Annotated in this window: 23 protein-coding genes; 16 read left to right on the forward strand and 7 right to left on the reverse strand. The window is 58.1% G+C overall.

Going from position 1 to position 17,725, the window contains the following annotated elements; translation table 11 throughout:
• Positions 1–15: 15 nt before the first annotated feature.
• Positions 16–1,842 (reverse strand): glutathione-regulated potassium-efflux system protein KefC, encoded by a 1,827-nt coding sequence (kefC, locus tag RAE19_RS12380; RefSeq protein WP_313875172.1) that lies wholly within the window; start codon positions 1,840–1,842, stop codon positions 16–18.
• Between the two features lies 1 nt (position 1,843).
• Complete coding sequence (locus tag RAE19_RS12385) at positions 1,844–2,467, reverse strand: NAD(P)H-dependent oxidoreductase (RefSeq protein ID WP_313875173.1); 624 nt, start codon at positions 2,465–2,467, stop codon at positions 1,844–1,846.
• A 40-nt stretch (positions 2,468–2,507) separates the two neighbouring features.
• Here RAE19_RS12385 and RAE19_RS12390 point away from each other — a divergent pair, with 40 nt between their 5' ends.
• Complete coding sequence (locus RAE19_RS12390) at positions 2,508–3,125, forward strand: ParA family protein (RefSeq protein WP_313875174.1); 618 nt, start codon at positions 2,508–2,510, stop codon at positions 3,123–3,125.
• A 54-nt stretch (positions 3,126–3,179) separates the two neighbouring features.
• Positions 3,180–3,635 carry a MaoC family dehydratase gene (locus tag RAE19_RS12395; protein WP_313875175.1) on the forward strand — a complete coding sequence of 152 codons (456 nt, stop codon included), beginning with the start codon at positions 3,180–3,182 and terminating at the stop codon, positions 3,633–3,635.
• Positions 3,636–3,663: 28 nt separating this feature from the next.
• Here the strand turns inward: RAE19_RS12395 and trmL are convergent, their stop codons facing one another.
• Both trmL and RAE19_RS12405 read right to left on the reverse strand, forming a co-directional pair.
• Positions 3,664–4,128: a tRNA (uridine(34)/cytosine(34)/5-carboxymethylaminomethyluridine(34)-2'-O)-methyltransferase TrmL gene (gene trmL / locus RAE19_RS12400; RefSeq protein ID WP_313875176.1), complete on the reverse strand. Its 465-nt coding sequence runs from the start codon at positions 4,126–4,128 to the stop codon at positions 3,664–3,666.
• Positions 4,129–4,139: 11 nt separating this feature from the next.
• Positions 4,140–4,634: a ComF family protein gene (locus tag RAE19_RS12405; protein ID WP_313875177.1), complete on the reverse strand. Its 495-nt coding sequence runs from the start codon at positions 4,632–4,634 to the stop codon at positions 4,140–4,142.
• 257 nt (positions 4,635–4,891) lie between these two features.
• Between RAE19_RS12405 and RAE19_RS12410 the strand changes: the two genes are divergently transcribed.
• The 8 genes from RAE19_RS12410 (at position 4,892) to RAE19_RS12445 (ending at position 11,155) form a co-directional block, all read left to right on the forward strand.
• Positions 4,892–5,770, forward strand: coding sequence for a biotin synthase (locus RAE19_RS12410; protein ID WP_313875178.1), 879 nt, complete (start codon positions 4,892–4,894; stop codon positions 5,768–5,770).
• A 152-nt stretch (positions 5,771–5,922) separates the two neighbouring features.
• Positions 5,923–6,399 (forward strand): DUF2244 domain-containing protein, encoded by a 477-nt coding sequence (locus RAE19_RS12415; protein ID WP_313875179.1) that lies wholly within the window; start codon positions 5,923–5,925, stop codon positions 6,397–6,399.
• A gap of 56 nt (positions 6,400–6,455) precedes the next feature.
• Positions 6,456–7,640: a cytochrome c oxidase subunit II gene (coxB, locus tag RAE19_RS12420; RefSeq protein ID WP_313875180.1), complete on the forward strand. Its 1,185-nt coding sequence runs from the start codon at positions 6,456–6,458 to the stop codon at positions 7,638–7,640.
• Positions 7,641–7,681: 41 nt separating this feature from the next.
• Complete coding sequence (gene ctaD, locus RAE19_RS12425) at positions 7,682–9,298, forward strand: cytochrome c oxidase subunit I (protein WP_313875181.1); 1,617 nt, start codon at positions 7,682–7,684, stop codon at positions 9,296–9,298.
• The gene (locus RAE19_RS12430; RefSeq protein WP_313875182.1) at positions 9,298–9,414 is read left to right on the forward strand and encodes a cytochrome oxidase small assembly protein; all 117 of its coding nucleotides are present in this window, start codon (positions 9,298–9,300) and stop codon (positions 9,412–9,414) included. Before ctaD ends, RAE19_RS12430 begins: the two co-directional genes overlap by 1 nt.
• Before the next feature lies 1 nt (position 9,415).
• Positions 9,416–10,012, forward strand: coding sequence for a cytochrome c oxidase assembly protein (locus RAE19_RS12435; RefSeq protein WP_313875183.1), 597 nt, complete (start codon positions 9,416–9,418; stop codon positions 10,010–10,012).
• Positions 10,012–10,221 carry a DUF2970 domain-containing protein gene (locus RAE19_RS12440; protein WP_313875184.1) on the forward strand — a complete coding sequence of 70 codons (210 nt, stop codon included), beginning with the start codon at positions 10,012–10,014 and terminating at the stop codon, positions 10,219–10,221. Before RAE19_RS12435 ends, RAE19_RS12440 begins: the two co-directional genes overlap by 1 nt.
• 52 nt (positions 10,222–10,273) lie before the next feature.
• A complete protein-coding gene (locus RAE19_RS12445) occupies positions 10,274–11,155 on the forward strand; it encodes a cytochrome c oxidase subunit 3 (RefSeq protein ID WP_313875185.1) in 882 nt (293 codons plus the stop codon).
• Between the two features lie 55 nt (positions 11,156–11,210).
• Here the strand turns inward: RAE19_RS12445 and RAE19_RS12450 are convergent, their stop codons facing one another.
• Positions 11,211–11,432: a twin transmembrane helix small protein gene (locus RAE19_RS12450; RefSeq protein WP_313875186.1), complete on the reverse strand. Its 222-nt coding sequence runs from the start codon at positions 11,430–11,432 to the stop codon at positions 11,211–11,213.
• A 42-nt stretch (positions 11,433–11,474) separates the two neighbouring features.
• Here RAE19_RS12450 and RAE19_RS12455 point away from each other — a divergent pair, with 42 nt between their 5' ends.
• From RAE19_RS12455 to RAE19_RS12480, 6 genes are read left to right on the forward strand one after another with little or no spacing between them, the layout of a single operon-like run.
• Entirely contained in the window at positions 11,475–11,714 is a 240-nt protein-coding gene (locus tag RAE19_RS12455) for an SURF1 family cytochrome oxidase biogenesis protein (RefSeq protein ID WP_313876231.1), read from the forward strand.
• Positions 11,642–12,184, forward strand: a complete 543-nt coding sequence (locus tag RAE19_RS12460) for an SURF1 family protein (protein WP_313875187.1) — start codon at positions 11,642–11,644, stop codon at positions 12,182–12,184. Before RAE19_RS12455 ends, RAE19_RS12460 begins: the two co-directional genes overlap by 73 nt.
• On the forward strand, positions 12,177–12,869 hold the full coding sequence (locus tag RAE19_RS12465; protein ID WP_313875188.1) for an SCO family protein: 693 nt from the start codon (positions 12,177–12,179) through the stop codon (positions 12,867–12,869). Before RAE19_RS12460 ends, RAE19_RS12465 begins: the two co-directional genes overlap by 8 nt.
• An 8-nt stretch (positions 12,870–12,877) precedes the next feature.
• A complete protein-coding gene (locus tag RAE19_RS12470; protein WP_313875189.1) occupies positions 12,878–14,002 on the forward strand; it encodes a COX15/CtaA family protein in 1,125 nt (374 codons plus the stop codon).
• Between the two features lie 24 nt (positions 14,003–14,026).
• Positions 14,027–14,923 (forward strand): heme o synthase, encoded by an 897-nt coding sequence (cyoE, locus tag RAE19_RS12475; protein WP_313875190.1) that lies wholly within the window; start codon positions 14,027–14,029, stop codon positions 14,921–14,923.
• Positions 14,920–15,525, forward strand: coding sequence for an SCO family protein (locus tag RAE19_RS12480; protein ID WP_313875191.1), 606 nt, complete (start codon positions 14,920–14,922; stop codon positions 15,523–15,525). The genes cyoE and RAE19_RS12480 overlap by 4 nt, the downstream gene beginning before the upstream one ends.
• Positions 15,526–15,590: 65 nt before the next feature.
• On the opposite strand, the gene RAE19_RS12485 is transcribed toward RAE19_RS12480, so the two are convergent.
• Entirely contained in the window at positions 15,591–16,553 is a 963-nt protein-coding gene (locus RAE19_RS12485) for a Bug family tripartite tricarboxylate transporter substrate binding protein (RefSeq protein WP_313875192.1), read from the reverse strand.
• A gap of 119 nt (positions 16,554–16,672) precedes the next feature.
• Positions 16,673–17,614 carry an RNA polymerase sigma factor RpoH gene (gene rpoH / locus RAE19_RS12490; protein ID WP_313875193.1) on the reverse strand — a complete coding sequence of 314 codons (942 nt, stop codon included), beginning with the start codon at positions 17,612–17,614 and terminating at the stop codon, positions 16,673–16,675.
• Positions 17,615–17,725: the final 111 nt, after the last annotated feature.

Raw genomic sequence — 17,725 nt, forward strand, 5'->3', positions numbered from 1 at the left:
TTAGCACGGTGAGAATTAGTCTACCCACCGGGTGGTATCTCGTTTTTCCTGGTCTGCCCGCTCTTGGGCCATTTGCTCTTCGAGTTGCTGGCGGCCTTGTTTGATGGTGGCAATCAGCTTGCTGCGGTCTTTAAAGTGAGGGCGCATTTTTTCAAACAAGGCAAGGTTGTGGTGCCGAAAGCGCATGGCGGTCTGGCGTGCCACATGGGCAGGTTGCCCTAGCAGCTGTAGCACGCTACGGGCGCTGCGCAGGCTCGACTCAAACAACTCCCGCTCTACCAAGGTGACACCGCGTTCGCGCAGCTGGTTCCAGTGGGTGACGTCCCGGGCACGGGCCACGATGTGCAGCCCGGGGAAATGGGCCCGCACCAGATCGACCACCGCTAGCGATTGCTCCACATCATCTACAGCGACAACCAGTACTTTCGCCTGCTCCGCGCCTGAGATGCGCAGCAAATCCAGCCGGGTTGCATCGCCGTAAAACACGCGGTAGCCCAGCTTGCGGGCGACTTCTACCATTTCGGCATCATGGTCCAGCACGGTCGTGGAGATGCCCTCTGCCAACATGACCCGACCGACAATTTGCCCGTAGCGCCCGAAGCCGGCAATGATGACAGGTGCATCCTGCTGCTCTGCGATTTCCTCAAGGGGCGTACCGCCAGAACCGGCAAAACGCGGCAGCAACAGGCGGTCCACCGCAACCAGCACCAAGGGGCTCAGCAGCATGGAAACAGCGACCGCGCCAATCAGCAGCGACGCAGTCTCAGCCGGAAACACGTGGGCTCCGGCCGCGGCCTGAAACACGACAAATGCGAACTCTCCCCCTTGGGCTAGCAGCAAGGTGAACACCGGGCGCTCGGCCAATGGAAGTTGGATATGGCGTGCCAGGGTGTAGATCACGGCGCCCTTCACCGCCAGAAAGCCGAACACGACGAGAGCCATCGCACCCGGGGATTCGCGCAGAACGCCAAAGTCGATGCTCATGCCCACTGCAATAAAAAACAGCCCGAGCAGCAGACCCTTGAAGGGCTCCAGGTCGGTCTCCAGCTCGCGCCGGTACTCGCTGTCTGCGAGCAGCACACCCGCCAGAAAGGCCCCCAAGGCCATGCTCAAGCCGACCAATAGCATCAGGGCGGAGATGCCGACCACCAGCAGCAAGGCGGCTGCGGTGAATATCTCTGGCGTGTTGGAGCGCGCAATCCAGCGAAAAACAGGGCGCAACAACAAGCGCCCACCCAAGATGATGCTGGCGATAACCGCTATGATTTTAATAGCTGCTTGCGCATATTCAACGGGGGCTAGATCGCTGTTTTGTCCTGAAGCAGCGCCGAGCAACGGCAGTAGCGCCAGGATCGGGATGGCCGCCACATCCTGAAACAACAAAATGGAGAAGGCCGCCTGGCCGCTGGGCGTGGGGAGCAGGTTGCGCTCTTCCATCACTTGCAGGGCGATGGCGGTGCTCGACAGTGCCAAGCCGAGCGCGCCCACCAGGCTCAAGCGCCAGCCCACACCACAGGCCATGGCAACGAGCATCAAAAGCGCGGTGCAGCCCAGCACTTGCATCGCCCCCCAGCCGAAGATGGATCGGCGCAGGCTCCAGAGCCGGCGCGGCTCCAGCTCCAGGCCCACCAGAAACAGCATCAGCACCACGCCGAATTCGGCAAAGTGGAGAATGTCTTCCACATTGGTGACGAGGCCTGCGCCCCAGGGGCCGATGGCGATACCGGCGGCCAAGTAGCCAATGATGGCGCCCAGCCCCATGGCCTTGGAGATCGGGACCGCGATCACTGCGGCGCTCAGGTAAATCAGGCTGTTGAGCAGCCAGGCGGGTGCGTGTTCCATCTCAGTGCTCCCCTGCAGGGCGGTCCTGCTCCGGCACTTCGCAGGCGACACAGTCCGCCAGGTCGTCTAGCTCCGGCCAGTGCGGGTAGGTCTGCAGCCGCTCACGGAAGGTGCTGACGTGCTCGGCTACCAACGCTGCAGGCGCGCTATGGGCGCCATGCAACACCATCGGCGGGAGAAAGCGCATGCCGCACAGCGCCGCGGTCTGTTCGTAGGGGGGCAAGAAGGCGTCAAAAAAGTAGCGGTTGTAGCCCTGTGGGTGGTGCGACGATTCCGCCCCGCCCGTGCTGGCCACCAGCCAAAGGTCTTTGCCTTTGAGGGCACTCGCGCCCTGTCCATACGCCCAGCCATAGCTGAGCACTTCGTCTACCCAGAGCTTGAGCAGTGCAGGCATGGAGTACCACTGGACCGGATGCATCAGCACCACCAGTTGGGCCGCTTCGAGCTTGGCTTGCTCGGCCTGTATCTCGATGGCGTAATCGGGATAGGTTTCATACAGGTCGCACACGCTTACGCCTGCGGTGGTGGTTGCGGCGGTGTGCAGCTGGCGATTGACCCGCGAGTCGCGCCAGTTCGGGTGCGCCGCGATCACGTAAATAGGGGAAGGTTGGTTTTCATTGACCATGCCGATAACATAGCGCAGTTATTTGCAGGAGACTTTGTTTATGCCCGTGGTTGTTGTTGCGAACCCCAAAGGCGGGGTGGGGAAGTCCACGCTGTCCACCCAAATTGCCGGGTATTTCGCGTCCCAAGGGCACGCCGTCATGCTGGGGGACGCCGATCGTCAGCAATCCTCGCAGCTCTGGTTGAGTTTGCGCCCGGCCGCGGCCAAGCCGATTGCCGGTTGGGCCCTGAGCGACGATGGCGTCGCCAAGCCGCCCAAAGGCACCAGCCATGTGGTGCTGGATACCCCCGCCGGCTTGCACGGCAAGCGCCTGAAAGAAATTTTGAAGATCGCGACCCATGTGGTCGTGCCCTTGCAGCCCAGTATTTTTGACATTTTTGCGACCAAGCCTTTTTTGGATGAGCTGGCTGCCAGCTCGCGCGCCGACAAATTCAAGGTGGGCATTGTCGGGATGCGGGTCGACGAGCGGACACTGGCTGCCGAGCAGCTCCAACACTTTGTCACCGGCTTGGGCTTGCCGGTGCTGGGCTCGGTGCGCGATACCCAGAACTACATCCAGACTACAGCGCGAGGGCTCACCAGATTTGACGTGGCGCCAGGCAAGGTCGAGCGCGACTTGCAGCAGTGGCAGCCGATTTGCGACTGGTTGAGTAACTGACCCGCTGTCACCCGGGCTACATGCGCCCCGGTCACCACTGGCTAGAGTTTGCGCATGAAAATCTTTGACACACTGGCGGAGTTGTCCGCCCAAGTCGGCACCACGGTCGCAGTCAGCGACTGGCTCACTATTAGCCAGTCCCAGATTGATTTGTTTGCCCAAGCGACGGGAGACCACCAGTGGATCCATGTGGACCCGGTGCGCGCGGCGCTAGGGCCCTTTGGCACCCCGATTGCGCATGGCTTTTTGACCTTGTCTTTGATTCCGCGGTTTATGGAGGCCAGCTTGGCGGTGACCGAGGCCCGCATGGGGGTCAATTACGGGCTCAACAAGGTCCGCTTTGTGTCACCGGTGCCGGTAAACAGCCGGCTGCGTGCCCATTTGAAGCTGTTGTCAGCCGAGCCGATTGATAACGGGGGTGTTCAGCAAAGCTGGGAAGTCACGATCGAGCGCGAAGGGGCTGCCAAGCCTGCTTGTGTGGCAGAGGCCTTGGTCCGCCAGTACCCCTGAGCCGCCCGGTGGGGTGCGCCGCCTGGCGTCAGCTGCCGAAACCGTTTTGGCGCCAAGCCTCGAACACGGTGACCGCCACCGCATTCGACAGGTTGAGGCTGCGTTGCTCTGGCCGCATGGGCAGGCGCAAACTGCGCTCGGGGCTGAACGAAGTCCGCACAAAGTCAGAAATTCCCTTGGTTTCTGAGCCGAAGACCAGCCAATCCCCCGCTTGAAACGCGACCTCAAAGGGGCTGCGTGTTCCTCGGGTGGTGAGCGTGAAGAGGCGCTCAGGATCAGGTTTCTCATCCTCCAGAAACTGCTGCCAGCTGGCATGCCGCTTGAGTTGAGCGTACTCATGGTAGTCCAGGCCTGCGCGCCGCATGTGCTTGTCGTCCATCGAAAAGCCCAATGGTTCCACCAAGTGCAATTGGCAGCCGGTGTTGGCCGCCAGTCGGATCACGTTGCCGGTGTTGGGCGGAATTTCTGGTTCAACTAAAACAATATGAAACATACCCTGATTGTCTACGCTCCGGCATCCCCCCGGGCCGTGCGCGCAAACACCAATGCTGTGATGTGCTGAGCGCCGGCACGCTGCAAGACGACGCTTGCGGCGGCCATGGTGGCGCCACTGGTCATGACGTCGTCCACCAATATGATGTTTTGGCCTTGCAAGCGCGCGCCGCTGTGCGGTTCCATGGCAAAAGCGTGCTGCAGGTTGTGTTGTCGCTGTTCGCGTGACAGCCCACTTTGCGGCGGGGTGTGAAAAAGGCGCAATAGCCAATCCTCCCGCACTTTGGCAGGGCTCAGGTGGCGGGCTATTAGCGCGGATTGGTTAAAGCCCCGCTCCAGCAGACGTTCCCGGGCCAATGGCATCGGGATGACCCAGTCAGCCGCTTCCAAGGCGGGCTCTACCCATGGCGCACTCCGCATGACGGTGGCGAAGTGGCGCGCCCAAGCCGGGTTACCTTGGAATTTGAAGTCCGCAATCAGCCGGTCCCATGGGTAGCCATAGTCCACGGCCGCAAGCGCTGCATTCCATACGGGCGGTGTGTCAGTGCAGGCTCTACAGTGATGCAAGGTAGTCGGGATGGCGAGCGCGCATAACGCGCAGCGGTGTACCGGCTGGGCAAATGCGTGCACACATTCTTCGCACACCGGGTGCGAGGGCCATGCTCTGCAAACCCGGCATACGCTGGGTACTTGGCGGCTTAACCCTTGGAGCAAGGCGCTGAACATGGGGCCAATATACTCGCGGACCGACGATTTTCCTGGCCATGACTGATCACAAGCCCCCCACCATAGACCCGGTTGCCGCAGCCCGTTGGGCGCACGCGCCGGTGGAGTCCGCCCCTTGGCTGCATGAGGAGATCGCCCGCCGCATGGAGGACCGGTTGCAGTGGATCGTGCAAAAACCGGCAACGTGGTTGGATTGGGAGCCCTCGCGAGGTGGCTATGAAGGGCATTTGCTGGTGCAAAAGCGCTATCCCAAAGCACAAAGTTACGTATGCGAAAGCACCTCTGCCAGGCAACTGCATTCGCGGAAGATCCTGACACCGGCGTGGTGGAGTCCCGGGCGGTGGACGGGCGCCACGCCCCGGTTTGAAAAAGTGGCGGATCCGGTGCAAATGTTGTGGGCCAATATGGCGCTGCACATGGCCGCGGACCCACAAGCGTTGATCCGCGAGTGGCACTCCAACTTGGCTGTCGACGGGTTTGTGATGTTTTCTTGCTTCGGCCCCGATACCTTGCGGGAGTTGCGTCGTGTTTTTGACGTGGCGGGTTGGCCGCAGCCGCATCACCAGTTCACTGACATGCACGACTGGGGTGACATGCTGGTGCATGCCGGCTTTGCGGAGCCTGTGATGGACATGGAGCGCATTACCCTTAGCTACTCGTCAGCGGAGCGTCTATTGGAAGAGTTGCGTGGTTTGGGGCGTAATTTGCATACGAACCGCTTTGCCGGCACCAGAACCAAAGCGTGGCGTAAAGAATTGTTAGAGCGCCTCACCCGCGAGCTGGGCGGAGAGGATGGTCGCTTGACGATCACTTTTGAAGTGGTTTACGGACATGCCTTCAAGCCTAAGCCTCGTTTGAAGGTCGCGCCAGAGACGCGTGTTTCCTTGGGTGACATGCGCGCTGCCTTGAAAAACTAGGCAAAACCCCTACGGATTCCCCTTTGCGTGGCGCCGGGCTGACGCCTGTCAAGTTCGTTACTGTCATACAATGTTAGGAACGAGGTGATGGCATATTCCCCCTCCAGTTTGGACTGAGTTTTTATCGACCCAGTTCATTTCGGGTGACACGCATGACGAATCCGGGTTTTCGCTTTGCGACAGTAGAAGGGCAACAGGTCCACTGGCTTCTCCGGCGGAATTGTTCCGTAACGCCCCTGCAGTTGGTATGGACTTATGTGGCGCTATGCGTAGTTTCCATTGGAATCGGGCTTTTCTTCTGGTTCCAGGGTGCAACGTTGGTGATTCCATTCGCCTCCTTGGAGTTGATCGCAGTCGGGCTGGCCTTTTACGTGTACGCGAGGCATTCGACCGACGGAGAGCACATTGCATTGCTGGACAACCGGCTAGTTGTTGAGCTGGAGTGTGGCGGCAAGTTGGAAAAAGCAGAGTTTCAAAGAGGCTGGGTGAGAGTTGAGCCGCGCGCAAGTGATACTTCGCTGATTGAGTTGTCAGAGCGTGGGCGAACCATTCAGGTCGGGCGGTACATACGCCCGGAGTTGCGACCGCAACTGGCTAGAGAGATTCGTTCGGCTTTGCGTGCTGCCTGAGGGCAGGCGTGAATCCGGTGCGGTGAATTATTTTGGGGCATCTAAAAGTGAACGAGATGAAGAACACAACGAACAAACTGGCTTCAATGCTGTGGACTGCCGGTGCTTTTGCCGGGACATCCCTCTTGACGCAAGCACATGCTGTGAATGATTTGCCGGGCGGCCCAGCTGTTAATCAGCTGAATCTCGCTCCCGCGGTCACCAAAATTGCCCAAGAGCAGCAATGGCTTCACTGGTTCATGTTGATCGTGTGTTCTGTGATCTTCGTGGCGGTTTTTGCCGTCATGTTCTATTCCATCTGGAAGCACCGCAAGTCGGTGGGTTACAAACCCGCTACCTTCCATGAGTCGGTCACAGTTGAAATCATCTGGACGATCGTTCCCTTCGTCATTGTGATTTTGATGGCGCTTCCTGCTACCAAAGTGGTAGTCGCCATGAAAGACACCACAAATGCTGACTTGACGATCAAAGCCACAGGCATGCAGTGGAAATGGGGTTACGACTACATCAAGGGCGAGGGTGAGGGAATCGGCTTCGTGTCCACCTTGGACAGCGACCAGCGCGCCTTGTCAGATGCTGGTGGCCCCAAGAAAGGCGAGTCCATCGATAACTATTTGTTGAAGGTGGACAACCCATTGGTGGTGCCTGTTGACAAGAAGGTCCGCATCATCACCACAGCCAATGACGTGATTCACGCCTTCATGGTTCCTGCATTCGGTATCAAGCAAGACGCGATCCCTGGGTTTGTGCGTGACACTTGGTTCCGTGCTGAGAAAACAGGCGACTTCTACGGCCAGTGCGCTGAGCTGTGCGGAAAAGAGCACGCCTACATGCCCATCCATGTGAAAGTGCTTTCTGCAGAGGACTACTCCGCTTGGGTTGCCGGCGAGAAGAAGAAGCTTGCTGCGAAAGCAGATGATCCATCTAAAGTCTGGGCTCTGGATGACATCTCCAGGCGCGGTGAAAAGGTTTATGCCCAGAACTGTGCAGCCTGCCACCAAGCTAATGGCAAAGGCGCTGGCCCCATCAAGGCTCTGGACGGCGCTGCCGTAGTCCTTGACGCTGACAAGAGTAAACAAATCGCCATTTTGTTGAATGGTCAGAACAACGGCTCAATGCCCGCATGGAAAACATTGAGCGACACAGACATCGCTGCTGTGATCACTTACACGAAGAACAACTGGTCTAACAAAACCGGTCAGGTTGTGCAGCCCGCCGAAGTGCTGGCTTTGCGCAAATAAAGTCTTCAGGCAGAACGTAGAAATTTGAGAAGGACCTCACCATGAGCGCCGTACTAGACCATCACGATCACGCCCACGACGATCACCACCATGCCCCTACGGGTTGGCAGCGTTGGGTGTTTGCGACTAACCACAAAGACATTGGTACTTTGTACCTGTTGTTCAGCTTCACAATGCTGATCATCGGCGGCGTTTTGGCGCTACTGATTCGCGCTGAGTTGTTCCAACCCGGCTTGCAATTGGTCAATCCCGAGTTGTTCAACTCGTTGACAACGATGCACGGCTTGATCATGGTGTTCGGCGCCATCATGCCGGGCTTTGTGGGCTTTGCGAACTGGATGATCCCGCTGCAAATCGGTGCATCCGATATGGCCTTTGCCCGCATGAATAACTTCAGCTTCTGGCTGATGATTCCTGCCGCGCTGATGCTGGTGTCTTCGTTCTTTATGCCTGGTGGCGCACCTGCTGCTGGCTGGACTTTGTACGCGCCTTTGACCCTGCAAATGGGACCTTCGATGGATGCCGGTATTTTTGCGATGCACATCCTGGGTGCTTCGTCCATCATGGGCTCGATCAACATCATCGTCACCATTTTGAACATGCGCGCTCCTGGCATGACCCTGATGAAGATGCCAATGTTCTGCTGGACATGGTTGATCACTGCCTACTTGCTGATCGCTGTGATGCCAGTGCTGGCGGGCGCCATCACCATGACATTGACAGACCGTCATTTCGGTACGAGTTTCTTTAACCCCGCCGGTGGTGGTGACCCGGTGATGTACCAGCATATTTTCTGGTTCTTTGGTCACCCTGAGGTGTACATCATGATCTTGCCGGCCTTCGGCATCGTGAGTCAGATCGTTCCTGCTTTTGCACGCAAGAAGCTGTTTGGTTACGCCTCCATGGTGTACGCCACTTCTTCCATTGCAATCTTGTCGTTCATCGTGTGGGCCCACCACATGTTCACAACCGGCATGCCAGTTACGGGTCAGCTGTTCTTCATGTATGCGACCATGCTGATCGCCGTCCCTACGGCTGTGAAGATCTTCAACTGGATCGCCACCATGTGGCAGGGTTCGATGACCTTCGAAACTCCCATGTTGTTTGCTGTGGGCTTCATTTTCGTGTTCACCATGGGCGGATTCACCGGCCTGATTTTGGCCATGGCCCCCATCGACATCCAATTGCAAGACACTTACTACGTGGTGGCTCACTTCCACTATGTATTGGTGGCGGGCTCTTTGTATGCGATGTTTGCTGGGTTCTACTACTGGGCACCTAAGTGGACCGGTGTGATGATCCCTGAGTGGAAAGGCCGTTTGCACTTCTGGTGGTCGCTGATCGCGTTCAACGTGACTTTCTTCCCGATGCACTTCTTGGGTCTTGCAGGTATGCCACGCCGCTATGCGGACTACCCGATGCAGTTCGCTGATTTCAACATGATTGCGTCCATTGGCTCCTTTGCCTTCGGTTTGGCGCAGGTGTACTTCTTCTTTGGTATCGTGCTGCCTGCCATGTTGGGCAAAGGCGAAAAAGCGCCCCAGAAACCTTGGGAAGCTGCCGAAGGACTGGAGTGGGAAGTACCTTCTCCTGCTCCATTCCACACTTTTGAAAACCCACCCAAATTGGACGCTACTGCGACCAAGGTGATCGGCTAATGTCTGAGCCTACCAATCAGAAGAAGGCGAACGCACGATTGGGGCTGATTCTGGCCTCTGTGGCGGCCGTTTTCTTCCTCGGGTTCATGGCCAAAATGATCTTGTTGGGGAAGTAGCATGGCCAATGTCCGCGCAAACCGGAAAATGATGGGCAAGCTGGCGGTGATCACTGTCAGCATGTTCGCCTTCGGTTATGCGTTGGTGCCTTTGTATCAAGCCATTTGTGAGATGACCGGGATCAATATCTTGGCCCTCGGTGAACAAGTGATCATGGGTAAAAAGGCCCCGCCGGTGAATTCGCAGGTGGACACCTCCAGGAGCATCACCGTCGAGTTCGACGCCAACTCCCGTGGGCCGTGGGAGTTTCGCCCAGCTCAGCGATCCATGGTCGTTCACCCCGGCGAAATGACCACCGTGGTCTATGAATTCCAGAACGTGCAAAACCGCCGGATGTCAGCACAAGCTATCCCCAGCTACGCACCGATGCAAGCCTCTGCGCATTTCAACAAGCTGGAGTGCTTCTGCTTCAGTCAGTACACCCTGGAGCCAGGTGAGAAGAAGTCGTGGCCGGTAGTTTTTGTCATTGATCCCAAACTGTCGAAAGACGTGACGACGATTACTCTGTCGTATACCTTTTTTGAAGTCGGTGGAAAGACGCCCCCGGCACCCGTGGCGGTGGTGAAGCCTTCGCTTGATGAGTCTGCAGGTTCCTGATGGCACAAGAAGCCACATCAGGGAAGGTGTCGTTTCTAACCAGTGTGAAGCTGGTGGCTTGGTCTTTTTTGGGGATTCGCAGTAGCAAAGGTTATCGCGATGATCTGTCCAAGGTGAACCCTTTGCATGTGGTGCTCGTGGGTTTGATAGCCGCCGTGTTTTTGGTGGTAGGGCTGATCAGTCTAGCGAAGTGGGTGGTGGGAGCTTAAGCGTGCACCACCTCAGTGTAAAGATTCGGATTTGAGAAGAAATGGAGAAGAAATGAGCTCAGCGACACACGGCACAACGCCTTATTACTTTGTGCCCGGCCCCTCCCGTCACCCTGTGATGGCGTCGGCCGGTTTGTTCTTCGTGATTCTCGGCGCTGGTCAGTGGATCAACGGTTCTGCTTGGGGCAAATACTCGTTGATGCTGGGTATGGTCTGGTGGCTGTTCGTTCTGTACCAATGGTTCCGTGATGCCGTCATGGAGAGTGAAGGCGGCCAATACGGCCGGAAGATTGACATCTCTTACCGCTGGAGTATGAGCTGGTTCATTTTTTCCGAAGTCATGTTCTTCGGCGCCTTCTTTACTGCACTCTGGTGGGCACGTTCACATTCGGTGCCTGCGCTTGGTAGCTTGGAAAATTCCTTGCTTTGGCCCGATTTCAAGGCTGTCTGGCCTAGTGTCGCTGCTGGCATGACCGCTTCTCCCGGCGGCATCGTCGAACCGTTTACCACCATGGGTCCTTTCTGGCTGCCTACGATCAACACGGCACTGTTGTTGACATCGGGCGTCACTTTGACGATCGCTCACCACGCCTTGATTGACGGTAACCGTTCTAAAACAATTGGCTTCATGTGGGCCACTGTTTTGTTGGGTGTGACCTTCTTGTTCGTTCAAGGCTACGAGTATTACCACGCATACACCGCTTACAACTTGAAGCTTAATTCTGGGGTGTTCGGTTCGACTTTCTACATGCTGACCGGCTTCCACGGTTTCCACGTGCTCGTGGGCATGTTGATGTTGCTGTTCATCACATTGCGTTTGCAAAAGGGCCACTTCACCCCCGAGCGCCACTTCGGCTTTGAAGGCGCTGCTTGGTACTGGCACTTTGTGGACGTGGTCTGGTTGGGACTCTACGTGCTGGTTTACTGGTTCTGATCGTGCACACCAACAAAAAAGGCACCCTCGGGTGCCTTTTTTGTTTCAGTCACAATCAGCGGCCTTCAGGAATACCTGTCGGATGGATGTAGCCCAGCTTCCAAGCCACCAAAATACAAAGAAATAAGAATACGGATACACCGACACGCAAGCCCAAGGCGCGGGCCATATTTTTCGATTTTGCGTGCTGGGAATTTCCGCCGCGCAACATGAAATAGAGGGCGGCTCCCAAGCTACCCAGAATTGCAACAAAGGCCAAAATTGCGAGATAGGTCATGAAAGGCATTATTACGTGAATAGGAATACGCGCTGGTGGACGATGGCAATAGCCGCTTTTCTGTCTGCTGCGCTGACACTATCGCTTGGCTTTTGGCAGTTGCGTCGTGCGGCCGAGAAGCAGGATTTTGTCCGTGCAATGCAAGTCGCCCAAAACGCCCCCCCCTTGTCGGTGACGATTGGATCAAGGACAAAGGCCCCTCGTCTGTATTGCATCGATCGGTTCAGCTACGCGGGCAATGGATCGCTGACCGTACCGTTTTTTTGGATAACCGGCAGATGAATGCCAAGGTCGGGTTTTATGTCCTTACGCCTTTGCGTATACAGAACACCGACACGGTGGTTATGGTCCAGCGTGGCTGGGTCCTGCGTAATTTTGTGGATCGTAGCCAACTCCCGGTGGTCGAGTCACCTGTGGGGTCGGTAGATGTCACCGGCCGAATTGCCTTGCCGCCATCCAAGCTTTATGAGATGGGCGACCCAAGTGTTGGGGCGATACGGCAAAATCTGGACTTGCCGAAATTTCGCTTAGAGACCGGGCTCGCACTTGCGACCCATGTGACGGTAGTTCAAACCGGAGCAGCCTCTGAGGGGCTCTTGCGAGATTGGCCTGTCGTCAACGCCGGGGTCGAAAAACACCATGGTTATGCAGCGCAGTGGTTTGCACTCACCGCGCTGATTGTCGGACTGTTTGCCTGGTTTCAATTGCGACGACGCACTTCACTTCCCAAGGATCCTGATTTCCATGTCTAGCCCGCAGATTCCTGATGACCGCCCGCTGGGACTGACCGTTCACTCCTTGCCAGAGCCTTCCGGCGAGCTTCAGACCCGTGCCGTCAATACGCGTGCCGGGCGCTGGCGCATGTTGGCTGTCATGTTGGTATGTGCCGCGCCAGTGATTGCCTCGTATTTCACTTACTACGTCATCCGGCCCGAAGGGCGTCGCAATTTCGGCGAGTTGATTCAACCGCAGCGACCTTTGCCGGCTGTTGCTGCTGCCGACTTGCAAGGTGCTCCGGTGCAACTTCCGGCGCTCAAGGGGCAGTGGCTCTTTGTGAGTGTGGCCAGCGGTGCGTGTGAGTCCGCATGCCAACAGCATCTCTACCTGCAACGCCAACTGCGCGAGGGTCTGGGGAAAGAGAAAGACCGCCTCGATTGGGTCTGGCTGGTGAAGGATGAGGTGCCAGTATCTGCCGAATTGCAGCCTGCACTAAAAGACGCCACCGTACTTCGGGTGCCCAGGGAGGCATTGGCCCAGTGGCTGCAGGCAGAGCCGGGCCGCCAGCTGGAAGATCATTTGTATCTGGTGGACCCTTTAGGCAACTGGATGATGCGTTTCCCTGCGGGCTTGAACGCGGAAACAGCGCTCAAGGTCAAGCGTGATTTAGACCGTTTGATGCGCGCCGCCCAGTTCTGGGATCGTGCAGGGCGCGAATAGGTATTACCATGGAAACAAGCTTGTACGACTTGAGCCCGCTCTTGCGGGTACTGGTGATCGGCGCCTTGATAGCCAGCGTGCCCGCACTATGGGTCTATCTGCGCCACCGGGGTGGCACCGGCCCGAGCCGCTACCAGGCGTTGGTCGCGGTGACTCTGTTCCTCACCTTCGACCTGGTGCTATTTGGCGCATTTACGCGGCTGACGGACAGCGGACTCGGGTGCCCTGACTGGCCCGGTTGCTACGGCAATGCCAGCCCCCTGGGCGCCAAACATGACATCGCCATGGCGCAGTCCCTATTGCCCGAGGGCCCTGTGACACACGGAAAAGCCTGGATCGAAATGGTCCACCGCTATATGGCAACCGGCGTGGGCGCTTTGATTACGCTGATGACTGTCTGGGCCTGGCGGAGCTATAAGCGTTCGCCGTCGACCTCCTTGAACCCATGGTGGCCGACGGTTACGCTGGTGTGGGTCTGTGTGCAGGGCGCTTTTGGTGCCTTGACGGTCACCATGAAGCTTTTTCCTGCGATCGTCAGTTTGCACTTGCTGGGGGGTTACACCTTGCTGGCACTGCTCGTGGCGCAAGTGGCCATGGGGCAGCCCAAGAGTGTGCTGTTCACCCGCAGCCGGAAGTTGCCGCGTTCTTATGTGGTCTGGACCGTAGCTGGCCTTGCCCTGTTGGTGCTTCAGGCGGCATCGGGTGCATGGGTCAGCACCAACTACGCGGTTTTGGCCTGTACCGAATTCCCGGGGTGCCAAGGCACGATGTGGCCGCCTATGGACTGGGCTGCCGCCCTCGAGTTTTGGCGCCCCTTGGGGTTGACCGCCGCTGGGGAGTCGCTGAGCTTCCAAGCTCTCACCGCAATACACATGGGACACCGCATGATGGCGATGCTCACCTTTGCCTTGTTGGGTGCCTTGGCTTGGTATTGGTACCGGCAGCCGGTGCTGAAACGGCCGACGCTTTGGTTGTGCGCCTTGTTGCTGCTGCAACTAGCCACTGGCTTGAGCAACGTGGTACTCGGCTGGCCCTTGCTGGCCGCCGTCATGCACACAGGCGGCGCAGGCGCGCTGGTCATGGTGTTAGTGTGGGCGTGGGTCCGGAGCCGCAATGCGGATGCCGCCGGCTGATAGAACAAAAACCAGAGAATCCGAATGACTGTTGATATGGCCGCTCCCAAGCCCTCTGTGCTGGCGCAATTCCACGCCCTGACGAAGCCCCGTGTGATTCAGCTGATAGTTTTTTGTGCGCTCATCGGCATGGTGTTGGCTGTGCCGGGCGCGCCGACGGCAGCGCAAGTACTCCATGCCGCGGTAGCTTGCTTTGGTATTTACCTCGTCGCCGGCGCGGCGGCGGCGTTTAATTGCATCGTGGAAAAAGGCATCGACGCCAAAATGAAGCGCACTGCGTGGCGTCCCACCGCGAGAGGCGAGTTGAGCGACACCCAGACGCTGATCTTCTCAGCCATGTTGTGTGCAGCCGGCTCTGCCATCTTGTATCTCTGGGTCAACCCGCTCACCATGTGGCTTACTTTCGCCACCTTTGTCGGCTACGCGGTGATCTATACCGTGATCCTCAAGCCGCTGACTCCTCAGAACATCGTGATCGGCGGCGCATCGGGGGCCATGCCACCCGTGTTGGGTTGGTCGGCCATGACCGGGGATGTCGGCCCTGAAGCCCTGATTCTGTTTTTGATCATCTTCTTGTGGACACCTCCGCACTTTTGGGCCTTGGCCTTGTACCGGGTCGAGGACTACCGCAAGTCGGGGCTGCCGATGTTGCCCGTCACCCATGGCAGCGAGTTCACCCGCCTGCAAATCCTGCTCTACACCTTCATGCTGCTGGCTGCGTGCTTGTTGCCTTTTGTGTACGGCATGAGCAGCTGGTTGTATCTGGTGGTGGCGGTGGGCCTGAGTCTGGGTTTTTGCTGGTACGCGGTGCGACTGCTGCGCAATTACTCGGATGAGCTGGCGCGTGCCACCTTTCGCTTTTCGCTCATTCACCTGAGTGTGTTGTTTGCGGCCTTGCTGCTGGATCATTACTTACTATGAAAAAACGTTCTGCTATCCGTTTGATAGCTACCGGCGCACTATTTGCGGGCGTTGGTGGCTTGTTGAGTGCTTGCACTGAGTCCAAGCCCCAGTTTTCGTCGGTGGATGTGACCGGCGTGACCTACGCCAAAGACTTTGAGCTCACCGACCACAATGGGCAGGTACGCCGCCTCGGAGACTTCAAAGGCAAGATCGTGGTGATGTTTTTTGGCTTCACCCAGTGCCCTGACGTGTGCCCGACCTCCATGACGGAGTTGGCCGAAGTCAAAAAAGCGCTGGGGGCCGATGGGGACAAGTTGCAAGGCCTCTTTGTGACCGTGGACCCCGCGCGCGATACGCCCGAGGTGCTCAAGGGCTACATGGAGAACTTTGACCCCACCTTCCTTGCGCTCTACACCACGCCCGATAAGCTGGCCGCATTGGCGAAAGATTTCAAGGTGTATTACAAGCGTGTCGATGGGCAAACCCCGACCAGCTACACCATGGACCACTCCGCCGGTAGCTACATCTATGACACCAAAGGCAACCTCCGCTTGTTCACCCGCTATGGCAGCGGGGCGAAGGTGCTCGCAGCCGATATTCAGCAGTTGCTGAAGTCCTGAGCTGCTTATTTAGGCGAGCGCCACATGCCCGCCTTGGAGGCGCTCAGGCGGGCGGTGCTAGCCGCTTAATCGGTTTTGATGCTCTGCTGCGCGATGATGCCGCCCAGCAGGGCGGTGTCTGCTTTAACCCGGTTGGCCAGTCCCTCGGCCGAGGTGCCCTGCACCGTCCAGCCCTGCTGGAACATTTTTTGACGCATCTCCGGGGTGCGGGCAATCTCACTGAACAAGCTGGACAAACGCGCCACCACCGGCTTGGGCATGCTGTTGGGTGCGGCCACGGCGTTCCAGATCTCCAGGTTCAGGTCCTTCACCCCGGCTTCTGACAGGCTGGGAATCTCCGGAACCAAGGCACTGCGCACACTGGCGGTGATGCCGATGGCTTTGAGCTTGCCGGCCTTGATTTGCGCAGATGCCAGGGCAGGGGGCAGCAGGCTGAGCTGCAAATCACCCGCGATCATGGCAGTAGCCACTTGCGGGTAACCGGCGTAGGGCACATGCAGGGGCGCGATGCGTGCCTTGGCTTTGAGCAGTTCCATGCCGATATGACCCACGGTGCCCACGCCCGGTGTGCCGTAATTCCACTTGTCGCCGGAGGCCCGCGCTGCGGCCAGAAACTCGGTGGCATTGTTGCCCGGAGCACCAGCAGGCGCTGTAAGCACCAGCGGCGACACGCCCAGCAGGCTCACTGGTGTCAGGTCTTTGAGCGGGTCATAGCTCAGCTTGGGGTTGAGCAACTTGGCAATCGTCATGTTGCCGTTGATCATCAGCCCGATGGTGTGGTCATCCGTGGCTTTGGCGACCGCGTCGGCGGCGATGTTGCCCGCGGCACCCACCTTGTTTTCCACAATCACCGGCTGCCCCAAGGCTTTGGACAAGGGTTCGGCAAACGCCCGCGCCGTCAGGTCTGGCGATGACCCGCCCGGAAAACCGACGATGATGCGGACCGGTTTGGTCGGCCATGCAGCTGTTTGGGTGTTGTTTTGGGCGTAGGCGCCCGTAGATATTGCGCAGGCAGCTATGGAAAGCATAGCAACTGCAGCGGTGCGGCGTGTAGGTGTCATTAACTCTGTGTCCAAGAAAAAGCCCCTGCAGGCGGGGCCGGCAGGGGCATTGTGCGTGAAGTTGTGCGACCTGTGCCGCTGCAGCGTCAGGCGTAAGCGGCGAGCGCCGTTTTCATCTTCTTCATGGCGGCCACTTCGATCTGGCGAATGCGCTCAGCGCTCACGCCGTATTCGGCGGCCAGGTCGTGCAGCGTCATGCCGCCGGAGTTGTCGTCGTTCACCTTGAGCCAGCGCTCTTCCACGATGCGGCGGCTGCGGTCGTCCAAGCTGTTCAGCGCAGTGGCGATGCCGTCTGTGGCCAACACGTCGCGTTGGCGTGCCTCAATCATGGCTACCGGCTCGTGGTTGGTGTCCGTAAGATAGGTGATCGGGCCGAAGGCATCTTCGCCATCGTCCGAAGGGCTGGGGTCCAGCAGCACGTCGCCACCGGCCAGGCGTGCTTCCATTTCCAGCACCTCTTCGGGCTTCACGTTCAGTTCCCGCGCCATGGTGCGGACTTGGTCGGGGTTCAGGGTGTCGCGGTGGGTGTCGAGGTCGGCAGCAGCGTCTTCGCCCTTGAAGCGTTGCTTCATCGAGCGCAGGTTGAAAAACAGTTTGCGCTGGGCCTTGGTGGTGGCCACCTTCACCATGCGCCAGTTTTTCAGGATGTATTCGTGAATTTCGGCCTTGATCCAGTGTAGCGCGTAGCTCACCAAGCGCACCCCTTGTTCGGGGTCGAAGCGTTTGACTGCTTTCATCAGGCCCACATTGCCTTCCTGAATCAGGTCGCCGTGGGGCAAGCCATAACCCAGGTATTGGCGGGCGACCGACACTACCAAACGCAAGTGAGAGAGCACTAACTTACCGGCAGCCTCAAGATCGTTGTCGTTCTTGAATTTGCGGGCGTACTCCTGCTCTTCTTCCAGCGTGAGCATAGGCAGGCGGTTAGCGGCGGAAATATAGGCGTCCAAGTTCCCCAACGGCGGCACCAATGACCACGGGTTGGCCGTGGCCAGGGCGGTGCGGGGGGCAGCGATCAATGCGGACATAGGGAACTCCTTCTCTTCAAACTTTATATTAGCACTCGTTGGAGGTGAGTGCTAACGAAGAAGTTCAATCCACCAATCAGAGTAGGGGTGAGGCCCTCGGTATAGCGCGAA

The sequence above is a fragment of the Rhodoferax potami genome (genome assembly GCF_032193805.1).
GTDB lineage: Bacteria > Pseudomonadota > Gammaproteobacteria > Burkholderiales > Burkholderiaceae_C > Allorhodoferax > Allorhodoferax potami_A.

Excerpts from the sequence above, each read along its gene's own strand:
- RAE19_RS12385 (WP_313875173.1), bottom strand. The coding sequence starts at position 2,467 with ATGGTCAATGAAAACCAACCTTCCCCTATTTACGTGATCGCGGCGCAC.
- rpoH (WP_313875193.1), bottom strand. The coding sequence starts at position 17,614 with ATGTCCGCATTGATCGCTGCCCCCCGCACCGCCCTGGCCACGGCCAAC.
- ctaD (WP_313875181.1), top strand. The coding sequence starts at position 7,682 with ATGAGCGCCGTACTAGACCATCACGATCACGCCCACGACGATCACCAC.
- RAE19_RS12435 (WP_313875183.1), top strand. The coding sequence starts at position 9,416 with ATGGCCAATGTCCGCGCAAACCGGAAAATGATGGGCAAGCTGGCGGTG.
- cyoE (WP_313875190.1), top strand. The coding sequence starts at position 14,027 with ATGACTGTTGATATGGCCGCTCCCAAGCCCTCTGTGCTGGCGCAATTC.
- RAE19_RS12440 (WP_313875184.1), top strand. The coding sequence starts at position 10,012 with ATGGCACAAGAAGCCACATCAGGGAAGGTGTCGTTTCTAACCAGTGTG.
- RAE19_RS12430 (WP_313875182.1), top strand. The coding sequence starts at position 9,298 with ATGTCTGAGCCTACCAATCAGAAGAAGGCGAACGCACGATTGGGGCTG.
- RAE19_RS12410 (WP_313875178.1), top strand. The coding sequence starts at position 4,892 with ATGACTGATCACAAGCCCCCCACCATAGACCCGGTTGCCGCAGCCCGT.
- RAE19_RS12445 (WP_313875185.1), top strand. The coding sequence starts at position 10,274 with ATGAGCTCAGCGACACACGGCACAACGCCTTATTACTTTGTGCCCGGC.
- trmL (WP_313875176.1), bottom strand. The coding sequence starts at position 4,128 with ATGTTTCATATTGTTTTAGTTGAACCAGAAATTCCGCCCAACACCGGC.
- RAE19_RS12395 (WP_313875175.1), top strand. The coding sequence starts at position 3,180 with ATGAAAATCTTTGACACACTGGCGGAGTTGTCCGCCCAAGTCGGCACC.
- RAE19_RS12465 (WP_313875188.1), top strand. The coding sequence starts at position 12,177 with ATGTCTAGCCCGCAGATTCCTGATGACCGCCCGCTGGGACTGACCGTT.
- RAE19_RS12450 (WP_313875186.1), bottom strand. The coding sequence starts at position 11,432 with ATGACCTATCTCGCAATTTTGGCCTTTGTTGCAATTCTGGGTAGCTTG.
- RAE19_RS12480 (WP_313875191.1), top strand. The coding sequence starts at position 14,920 with ATGAAAAAACGTTCTGCTATCCGTTTGATAGCTACCGGCGCACTATTT.
- RAE19_RS12390 (WP_313875174.1), top strand. The coding sequence starts at position 2,508 with ATGCCCGTGGTTGTTGTTGCGAACCCCAAAGGCGGGGTGGGGAAGTCC.
- RAE19_RS12455 (WP_313876231.1), top strand. The coding sequence starts at position 11,475 with ATGGCAATAGCCGCTTTTCTGTCTGCTGCGCTGACACTATCGCTTGGC.
- RAE19_RS12470 (WP_313875189.1), top strand. The coding sequence starts at position 12,878 with ATGGAAACAAGCTTGTACGACTTGAGCCCGCTCTTGCGGGTACTGGTG.
- RAE19_RS12485 (WP_313875192.1), bottom strand. The coding sequence starts at position 16,553 with ATGCTTTCCATAGCTGCCTGCGCAATATCTACGGGCGCCTACGCCCAA.
- kefC (WP_313875172.1), bottom strand. The coding sequence starts at position 1,842 with ATGGAACACGCACCCGCCTGGCTGCTCAACAGCCTGATTTACCTGAGC.
- coxB (WP_313875180.1), top strand. The coding sequence starts at position 6,456 with ATGAAGAACACAACGAACAAACTGGCTTCAATGCTGTGGACTGCCGGT.
- RAE19_RS12415 (WP_313875179.1), top strand. The coding sequence starts at position 5,923 with ATGACGAATCCGGGTTTTCGCTTTGCGACAGTAGAAGGGCAACAGGTC.